Origin of the sequence: Amphritea sp. (genome assembly GCF_048266285.1) — a bacterium.
In the GTDB taxonomy this organism is placed as follows: Bacteria; Pseudomonadota; Gammaproteobacteria; order Pseudomonadales; family Balneatricaceae; genus Amphritea.
Genome location: NZ_JBLWZV010000042.1, coordinates 1 through 8,887, shown reverse-complemented (window position 1 = coordinate 8,887; position 8,887 = coordinate 1). Strand labels below are relative to the sequence as shown.

The 8,887-nt window shown below is 46.3% G+C and carries 7 protein-coding genes; all 7 read right to left on the bottom strand.

Going from position 1 to position 8,887, the window contains the following annotated elements; translation table 11 throughout:
• Window positions 1-298: 298 nt before the first annotated feature.
• Window positions 299-997, bottom strand: coding sequence for an ABC transporter ATP-binding protein (locus ACN0T0_RS20120; protein WP_417228612.1), 699 nt, complete (start codon window positions 995-997; stop codon window positions 299-301).
• Window positions 990-2,804, bottom strand: a complete 1,815-nt coding sequence (locus ACN0T0_RS20115) for an ABC transporter permease subunit (RefSeq protein WP_417228610.1) — start codon at window positions 2,802-2,804, stop codon at window positions 990-992. The genes ACN0T0_RS20120 and ACN0T0_RS20115 overlap by 8 nt, the downstream gene beginning before the upstream one ends.
• A 12-nt stretch (window positions 2,805-2,816) precedes the next feature.
• On the bottom strand, window positions 2,817-3,683 hold the full coding sequence (locus ACN0T0_RS20110; RefSeq protein WP_417228608.1) for a branched-chain amino acid ABC transporter permease: 867 nt from the start codon (window positions 3,681-3,683) through the stop codon (window positions 2,817-2,819).
• A gap of 62 nt (window positions 3,684-3,745) precedes the next feature.
• A complete protein-coding gene (locus ACN0T0_RS20105; protein WP_417228606.1) occupies window positions 3,746-4,948 on the bottom strand; it encodes an ABC transporter substrate-binding protein in 1,203 nt (400 codons plus the stop codon).
• Window positions 4,949-5,079: 131 nt separating this feature from the next.
• Window positions 5,080-5,694, bottom strand: coding sequence for an ANTAR domain-containing response regulator (locus tag ACN0T0_RS20100; protein WP_417228604.1), 615 nt, complete (start codon window positions 5,692-5,694; stop codon window positions 5,080-5,082).
• 12 nt (window positions 5,695-5,706) lie between these two features.
• The gene (locus ACN0T0_RS20095) at window positions 5,707-6,852 is read right to left on the bottom strand and encodes a transporter substrate-binding domain-containing protein (protein ID WP_417228602.1); all 1,146 of its coding nucleotides are present in this window, start codon (window positions 6,850-6,852) and stop codon (window positions 5,707-5,709) included.
• Between the two features lie 18 nt (window positions 6,853-6,870).
• A complete protein-coding gene (locus ACN0T0_RS20090; RefSeq protein WP_417228600.1) occupies window positions 6,871-8,385 on the bottom strand; it encodes an amidase in 1,515 nt (504 codons plus the stop codon).
• Window positions 8,386-8,887 lie beyond the last annotated feature (502 nt).

Below are 8,887 nucleotides of genomic sequence, written 5' to 3'. Positions count from 1 at the left end.
TAGGCTTGTAGTGGAATTGCACGGTATCATTTATAAGATTTTATTAATAAGGGTATTTGCTGTTTGAAGTATAATTCAGAGCTATGGGTGGACTTTACCCGCACGGGAATAGACGATTCAGGTTTCGTAATCTTCGGAGTTCGTCTTCGATCTCACTAGATGAGATGGTTTTAGTATGTGTGAACTAGACTAAAATTGTAGTTTTAAGGTGATTTATTTAGTGAGAAAGTGTCAGCGCTTTGGACAGAAAAGTATACGCGGCATGAGATTGATCTGCCGCGATACAAGTATGAGAACGTTAAACGCCCAATAATTCCTGCTGCAGGACCTTGTCCTCTTTCAGTGCTTCGTTTTCCAATGCCCTACGGATTTGTCCTTTTTCCATTATGTAAGCACGGCTGGATATGGAGAGACAGAAGTCCAGATCTTGCTCTGCAACCAACATGCTGATCTGCCAGTCTTGATTTATCTGTTTCAGGATGCCAGCCATTTCGTCAATGATCGAGGGTTGAACCCCTTCGGTCGGCTCATCAAGTAGTAAGATTTTGGGTCGGATAGCTAAAGCGCGGGCTAGCGCCAGAACTTGTTGCTGTCCGCCGGATAGTCCGCCGGCCAAATCATGGGCTTTGGGTTTTAGCATCGGAAAAAAACTTAGCAGTTCATCGACGGATTCTTGCAGTGGATAACCGTTGGCCGAAGCAGCCACCGCAATATTTTCCACCACACTCATACGCGGAAAGACAAAGCGACCTTGGGGCACATAGCCGATCCCCGATTTCGCCCGTTGAGTCGGATTGGCTGCTACCGCTTGGCCATCCATGCATACCGAGCCGCCCATGGGAGGGATGTGCCCGGCGGCGTATTTCATTAGGGTAGATTTACCCACCCCATTACGCCCCAGCAGAGCGACCACTTCACCGGGTTGAACCTGTATGTCGATATCCTGAATAATTGTGGTTTTGCCGTATCCGCCGGTCGCATTGGTAATATTAAACATGTGCTCTTCTCCCTAAGTAAATGTCCAGAACACTGTCGTCATTGCGCAGCGCCTGAATGTTTCCTTCTGCGAACACTTCGCCTTGATGCAGCACAGTCACGTGGCCTTCCAGTGTGCGGATAAATTCCATATCGTGTTCAACCACCACAACTGTCATGTGCTCGGCCAGAGTTCGAATCAGTTGGGATAACTCGCGAGTTTCCTCGTTAGTCATTCCCGCCGCCGGTTCATCGAGCAACAAAATACGTGGGGTCAGGCATAATACCATGCCGATATCGAGCCACTGTTGCTGGCCATGAGATAGGGCACCGGCTTGCACGGATTTTTGGTTTGATAGGCCGAGCATAGCCACAACGGAGAGGCTCATTTCATGGGCACTTTGCGCGCGTCGAGTGCGGGAATACGCGGCAATCCACAGGTTTTGATAGACAGTCAATTCGCCAAATACCTGAGGTCTTTGATTTTTTACGCCCAGTCCCTGATTGACTCGCTGATAGATTTTGGCCCTACTCACATCTTGGTCATCTATGTAGATATGCCCACTGTCTGGACGGTACATTCCGACGCAGGTTTTCAGAAATGAGCTTTTTCCTGCCCCGTTAGGGCCAATTAGAGAGTAAGGCCGACCGGGAATGAAAGTGCGTGACACGCTGTTGACCGGAACCACTCCCCCAAAACGTTTATACAAACCATCAGTGATCAGTTTCTTTGCTGGACCGACCTGTTTGCGCGCACTGTTCATCAGGGTATTGAGCACATCAGTATCGATCTTAACGGGTTTACTTTCCCGGCTAGCCTGATTGGGATCAGGTAGATATTTAGAACAAAAATCACGCAACGTGCCGAGTAAACCATGTTTGAGAAACAGTACAAGAAAAATCAATGTCGCGCCCAGAATCAGCGTAGTTTGCGTACCGATAGCACCGCCTCCGAGATAGAAAGAAAGCGCACCGATGGTGATAGCACCGACAAACGGACCAAATAGAGTTCCCAAACCTCCGACTAACACATAAATCGGTACCAGAAGAGCTTCTTGAATAGAAAAAATCGAAGGGTTTAGGAAATTAGACCATAGGGCGAATAGCGCACCAGCGATACCAGCAATACCGCCGGCATAGATAAAGTTGAGTAGTTTAAATTGACGGACGTTATAACCGAGCAGTTCCGTTTTCTCTTCATCGATTCGGATACAGTCGATGATACGGCCAAAGTATGAGCTCATTAATACTTTAGTCAGTAAGTAAAGAGTTAATGACACCAAAATCGCAATAAACAAACTATCGTTGGGATCTAGTAATTCATTGTTGCCGTATATGCCCAGTGTGATGCCCGGAATGTTAGATAAACCACTATCTCCTGCGATCAGCGCTTCACCAACCTGCCATTTAAATGATTGGCTGACGGACCATAGCAAAAGCGTAAAAGTATAAGACAGGATAGTGCTTTGTAAGGCGCCCATACGCGCGTAGAAAATGATGTACCCCAGAAAGGTGGCACACAGTACACCAAACAGCCCACCGGCAGGCAACGCCCACAGAAGGCTATTGCCTTGCTGAGCGTAGTTTATGGCGACCACGCTGCCAAAATAACCGCCGAGACCATAGAAGGCGGTTTGGCCGAGGCTTAGGAATCCGCCACGACCCCACACGATGTCTAGACTTAATCCCAATAATCCGAAAATGACCCAAGAGCTTGCGACAAATGCAAAATAGGGGTCTACCCAGCCACTGGCTGACATACCGATTGCGGCAATGAGGACAGGAAATACAATGCCTGCATTTTTAAACAAATAGGGGAATAATTTCATAATGCCTCCGGTTTACAGTTTGCGGCGCCATTTGGCTGAGATGCCTAGCGGGTATCGCCACAGTAGCAACGCGGTGATGATAAAGAAGAAAATTTCGCCAGCGACAGAAGTGAGAAAACTCGCCGTCACGGAAGCGCCGCCACCGAGTCCTAAGGCGGTTAATGCGGTACCGGATAAAGCTACAGGTCCTGCAACGACGACCGCCAAGAATGACTTGACCGCAAACGCCATTCCCATACTGGGAGTGGCTGGTACGATGGGAAGTAATACTGCGCCAGCGAAACCAGCGAGTCCACACCCAATGGAAAACGTGAGTGTATTCACTTTGCGAGAATCAATGCCAATTGACTGAGCCATTTCCGGTGACTGGATGGAGGCGCGGGCTTTCATTCCGTACGTCGTTTTTGTGAGTAAGAAATAGGTAAAGGCGAGCAGGCAAGCCGCGACCCCGATAAGTAACACTGGGTACCCTGCGAGATTGTATTGGCCAATAGTAAAGTTAAAGTTAGGGAGATTGACACTTGGAGTTGCGGTGCCAAAAATCACCACTGCCAGTTGCAGAATTACCATGCTGAGCCCCCAAGTGGCGAGCATAGTATCAAACATACGACCATACAGACGGCTGACGATTAGCCGTTCAATGATTGCACCAATTAGCATAGTAAAAATCACGGCCAAGGGAATGGTGAGTACATATGGGATACCGAGCCTGGTTAGTGTCAGAGCGGTGTACGCACCCATCATTATAAATTCACTGTGTGCGAGATTAATGACTCCCATTAAGCCAAACACTACGGCGAGCCCCAGAGCGGCGATCAGTAATACCGAAGCACTGGAGAGTGATGACAACATCACGGTGAGTAGATAGTCCATATCCATAAAAAATCCTTAGGGGAAATAGGCGCTGAACAAACAGCGCCATGTGGTTAGTGAGCGGTCAACTATGGCGTGAAGTGCTCCGCCATTTTAGGGTGACTGATCAAATCACACATTTGGTTTTCGTAGACAGGCGCGGCATCGGGATAGGTGTCTATGATCGAAAAACCGTAGTTGTCATTCCCTCGGGCGATGTACACGTTTTGTTTTAAATGGTGAGATGGACCTTCCATGGTGACTAGGCCGTTCGGACCAGTAAAGGTCACTTCACCGGACTCCAGCGCCGCTATGACTTTATCGTGATCAAAGCTTTGTGCTTTTTCTGCTGCTTTGGCCCACAGATGTACCGCATTCCAGGTGGTTACGGCTTCAGGTGAAACTGACTTGCTGTCACTGTATTTTTCGTTCCAAGCATCAAGGAAGGTTTTGTTCTCCGGAGTATCCAGACTCATGAAATAGACTTGGCTGGCGATAATACCGTCACCGGCTTTGGGAGAGAGTAAAACTTGTTCATTGCCAGTGCTGTAGTTGGTTGAGACAACTGGCATGGAGTCTTTCAAACCGGCTGCAGCAAACTGCTCAATAAAACCCACTTGGCTGGGGCCGACCGGTAGGGCGACAACAAAATCGGGCTTAGAGCGCTGAATTTTTTGAATGGTCGGCGCGTAATCCGTGGTGGTCAGAGATAAGAAATCTTTACCCACCACTTCGCCGCCAAACTGTTTGGCATAAGCTTCAATCCAACTGGCGGAGATAGTGCCGAAATTATAGTCGGGGGCCATGACATAGATTTTCGGACCATATTGGCTAATTGCCCATTTGATAAGGGGATTAAGCTGCTGGGAAGCGGACGGGCCGGTCACAAAGGTCTGTTTGTCACAGGCTCCCCCCTCATAAATGGTACTGTAAAAATAAGGCATATTGGCTTTGCGGAAAATCGGTCTGATCGCTTCTCGTGATGAGCTGGTCATGCCACCAAAGACGGCAGATAATCCGTCGCGCAACACCGCCGTGCGGGCAAATTGGGTGTACTTATTGAGTGATGATTGAGTGTCGTATGTGACCAGTTTGATTTGTTCGCCTAACACCCCGCCATTTTTATTAATATCATCGATGGCCAGGTTTACACCGTTAATTTGTTGTATGCCAAAAATATTCAAATCTCCTGTGATGTCATAAATAGCACCCACTTTGACGTCTGCGAATACGTTTGTCGCCAAAAAAGACATGCTTAAGGCGCAACAAGCCCTGAACAACTTATTTTTCATAGGTTCACCTGTAAATTAAAATAATGTGTGAGTTGCCTAAGTTAAAATTAGGCAAATTAATCTATTCCCTGATTTATATTCTTCTCCTATTTAAATTTACTTAACGGGATAATTGATATTTACATCGCAAATTAAGGTATCTCGGAAATGTCATTTAATAAAATACACTCCGCTATTTTTTTCATAGATACCCTGTGATTCATCGCCATTTTTTGTAATGACCGGTAAGTCTCGCTTTCGGGAACCTGATAGCGTTTGGTCAGAATAAACTGCGCAGCGCACACTGTGGCATCTAGTGACTTTTTCTCCTCAATCGCTTTTTTTACCTCGTGAGCATGCACGCGCTGTTGCCAATTTGCTCTGGTCAACATTAGGTTAGTGAGTAAACCAAAAGGTTTTACCGGTCGCTCCAGTACGGCTCCTGCATTCATTTCTAACACACTTTGCAGCGTAGAAGGGTCTTCAAATTCCACTATTACGATGACAGGCGGACTCAACTCAGTTAAGGAATCGGCCAAGGTTTTTACCTGAGAACGATATTCTGGTTCAACAGAAATAATGGCAACCTCAATATTTTCTGGTAATACTTTTGGGATAGGCCAAATAACAACGGGCTGACAGCTGATACGAACTAGTTGTTTAATAATAAGCTGTGTTTCAGACGTCGGAGGAAGAATAAGTCCGACAGAGAGGCCGGCTAAATCCTTCAATTGTACTTTATTTCTTCTTCTTTCGTCATTTTTCATCATTATTACCTGTTATTGAGCTAATATATTTTGAGTGGAATATTGCAGCATATAAGGTATTGGTTGAATAACATGGTCTTGTTGATGAATAATATCAAACTGTCCGACGGCGCTAATTTTGGCGATCCGTGAGGCTAGATATGTGTGATTGGTGCTAGCGTCAATGCGAACTTCCCCTTGTGGAGCAAGGTAGGAAACATTGGGCATGGTATCGATAATATGATTAATGGTTAAGTTTTGTACCATGTTTGCAGCTTTGGCAAACAGGTGAACTTGAAAATAAGAGGCCTCCGCACCGGCAGTGACAATAGCATCTTTGCCAAATCTCGCCTGAAATCGGGTTACAAATTGTTGGCTCTGCTTGGTTTCTAAGGAAGAAAAATAGGGTGCACAGACCAGGTGTCCAGCAGCGGCAGATGACGACATACCTTGTACATCGGTTTCATTGGTCGCGACACTGATTATAGGTGTTGTGGCGCTGTTTAAGGAAGACTGGGCAAATGCTTCATACAATTCAATCGTATCCGTGCCGACGACGGTAGAATAGATGGCATCCGGTTGGAGTTTTTCAGCGACACGCATGGCTTGCAGAAACTGCTCTCGCTTGCTGCCAAATGGATAATAGAAGCATTCCACCAGCTCACCCTCGACGGATTCGAACAGTTCTTTCATGATGCGGTTGGACTCATGGGCGTAAACATAGTTATTGCCTATGAACATGACCCGTTTGCCGTAATGAGTGATGACGTATTCGGCAAGCTGAACAATGTTCTGATTGGGTGCCGCACCAGTGTAGATGCAGTTAGGCGAATATTCGAATCCTTCATACAATGTGGAATAGAACAGCAATGCATGACGATTCTCGATTAGTGGTAAAACGGCTTTTCGGGCATTAGAGGTATGGGTCCCAAACAGAACCTGAACGCCATGTTGGTCAATACATTGTTGAGCAGCAGCGTGATAATCTTCGGGTTGGGATCCAATCGATAAGGTTACTGGGACTAACGGTTGTCCGTGAATACCGCCAGCCGCATTGACTTCCTCTATTGCTAGTAACGATCCTTGGCGCTGGGTATTTTCGACAGGTGAGGTGAGACTCTCAGTCGAGAATAGGAGACCAACCGGGTAGCCTTGTTCGGTGGGAACGATTTTCTTCATCACACAATCCATTTATTGTTACAACGATGTCCAGTCATAAGCCTGCTCGAAAGCATAAGCCGCTTGATATATCGTACCCTCATGACCGTCGTTAGCAATCAGCATCATCCCCACAGGCAGGTCATTTTTCATGGCACAGGGCAAGCTCATGGCTGGAAGCCCGGTAGCATTGAATGGTGCCGTATTGGCGTTCATTTCTAGTGCGCGTTGGACATAAAGCACGACGTCGTCTTGCTCAGCATCCAGCATTGGGGCTTGCAAAGGAACGGTCGGCATCAATAATAGGTCGTACTGCTCAAGGGTACTTTGATAGGCCTCTTTTAGGCGACGTACTAGATTTTGGGCTTTGGCATAGAACTGGCCATTGTATTCACGATGGAAATATTCTCCGGCCAATAGACACGATTTTACATCATGTGGGAATTGTTGGCTGTGTTGTTGCCAATCCTGTTGAGCTCGCATCAGGCTAGTGATATACAGACCTTTCCAGTTACTGCCGTAGTTGTAACCTTTCAATTGTTGCAGAGTGCCTTCCGTAGCAATAGGTGTCCATATCGCATGACCGTGACGATGTAACGGGATACTGATTGTGGTGACTTGTGCCCCTAGAGATTGGAAATATTCTGCGGCTTGACGGACGGCGTCATCCACGACCGGTTGCGAGTTCGGCCAGGCAAAACCTTCTTCGACTACGGCAATTTTTAGGCCTTGGCAGCCATGATGTAATGTTGCCAGAACATCGGATTGGGACGAGAGGGTATGTTGGCGAGGATCCAAGCCATCGTGACCCTGAAGTACATTGAGCGTTTTTGCATTCAAGGTCACATCGGCTGACATAATGCCTACGTGATCCAATGTCATTTCGACTGGCATTACACCGGTATAGGGGATCAATCCATGAGTCGGTTTCATGCCGTAAAACCCCGCATAGGCAGCCGGAATACGGACGGAGCCACCTTGGTCAGTGCCCAGAGCAACGTCCACTTCACCACTAGCGACCAATGCAGAACACCCTGAGGATGAACCTCCGGCAGAGTGGCCCGCTTTGCGAGGATTGATGACGGGTCCTTGCGCACTGGTATGACTGCTGCCAGAAACACAAAAGTATTCACACTGAGCTTTCCCTTTGATCACGGCACCTTCTTCAAGTAGTCGGGTGACTGCAGTGGCATCGATATCTGGTACATAGCCTTGTAGGGTTGATGAGCCATTCATCATAGGTAATCCGGCTACGCAAAAGTTGTCTTTAATAGCAAAAGAAATACCTGCCAATTGGCCGTTAGTATTGCCGCGGATTTCAGATTTCACATACCAGGCGTTGTAGGGGTTTTCTTCGTCAGTAGGAAAATATCCGGGTGTACGAGGAAAGGACACTGCCGGTTGTTTTGGACGTAGCGCATCAACAATGCAGTACTCTGCATGTACAGCATCCAAAATGGCTAAATGAGCTTTTGCTTCTGTGGGGCTAAGCGTAAACCCTAGTGATGAACTGGCATTTTGAATATCGTCTAATTTTGCTTTATGTATTGTCATTGTCCATCTCGCTACAAATCATTATTGAAACCTATTCGAAAGGAATGATTATTGGTTCGTCCATTACTTTCTTTTGGTGGATTAATAACAGGAGATATGAACGCAACGAATGAAATTTTTATTCTTTCACTGCAATTAATAATAAATCATAACTGGTATCAGGATAGACACGAGAATTACATTGATTAGCTGGTATGACAGCGGAAGGATAAGCTGGTAAGCGACGTCGTTGTCGTCTTTGATAAGTTGCGGTGATATCACCTTTACAGTGGCATTGTCGACACCGTAAGGTCGGCTGTTATCAAACCTTTTAAAAATACTATTGCAAAACAAAAAGCGTGTAAAGCCTGTTTTAGCGTTTTTTTTATATTATTTAATGAACCCGTCATTGTGGGTTTGATCCAATATTGTGCAATGGGTTATTGCTTTATCTTTATGTTTTTTTTATTGATTTATTTTTTATTCTTGTCGGTTGAGAATTTGTTTTTGTGATTTTATTTAA

Coding starts and splice junctions, on each gene's coding strand:
- ACN0T0_RS20115 (WP_417228610.1), bottom strand. CDS start 2,804: ATGAAATTATTCCCCTATTTGTTTAAAAATGCAGGCATTGTATTTCCT.
- ACN0T0_RS20120 (WP_417228612.1), bottom strand. CDS start 997: ATGTTTAATATTACCAATGCGACCGGCGGATACGGCAAAACCACAATT.
- ACN0T0_RS20100 (WP_417228604.1), bottom strand. CDS start 5,694: ATGAAAAATGACGAAAGAAGAAGAAATAAAGTACAATTGAAGGATTTA.
- ACN0T0_RS20110 (WP_417228608.1), bottom strand. CDS start 3,683: ATGGATATGGACTATCTACTCACCGTGATGTTGTCATCACTCTCCAGT.
- ACN0T0_RS20090 (WP_417228600.1), bottom strand. CDS start 8,385: ATGACAATACATAAAGCAAAATTAGACGATATTCAAAATGCCAGTTCA.
- ACN0T0_RS20105 (WP_417228606.1), bottom strand. CDS start 4,948: ATGAAAAATAAGTTGTTCAGGGCTTGTTGCGCCTTAAGCATGTCTTTT.
- ACN0T0_RS20095 (WP_417228602.1), bottom strand. CDS start 6,852: ATGAAGAAAATCGTTCCCACCGAACAAGGCTACCCGGTTGGTCTCCTA.